The organism is Billgrantia ethanolica, assembly GCF_021404305.1.
Classification (GTDB): Bacteria; Pseudomonadota; Gammaproteobacteria; order Pseudomonadales; family Halomonadaceae; genus Halomonas; species Halomonas ethanolica.
On sequence record NZ_JABFTX010000060.1, the window covers coordinates 1 to 278 of the forward strand.

At 62.9% G+C, this 278-nt stretch carries 1 protein-coding gene; it reads right to left on the reverse strand.

Going from position 1 to position 278, the window contains the following annotated elements; all coding sequences use genetic code 11:
• Positions 1 to 248, reverse strand: a 248-nt coding sequence (locus HOP53_RS21500) for an epoxide hydrolase N-terminal domain-containing protein (RefSeq protein WP_234271886.1), incomplete at its 3' end; no start/stop codon positions are given.
• Positions 249 to 278 lie beyond the last annotated feature (30 nt).

Below are 278 nucleotides of genomic sequence, written 5' to 3' on the forward strand. Positions count from 1 at the left end.
AACTGGCCGATACGGTCAAGGCGCGCCTCGAACGATCTCCAGTCATACTCGGTGCGCCAGTAGTTCACGAGATCGACAAGATCGGCGAGAGGAACACCCTGATCCCAGCGGCGAGGATCGGGCGCGGCGCGATAGACCGTCTCGGTCTCCGGTAGCCGCGCCGCGGCCAGTCGCGCGCGCAGGTCGTCGAGGTCGGCATCGGTTGCACGGGCTTCGAATACTTGAACATCCCTGTCTAGGCGATTCATGCGTTTGTCCCTTCAGCCTCGATGTTGGCG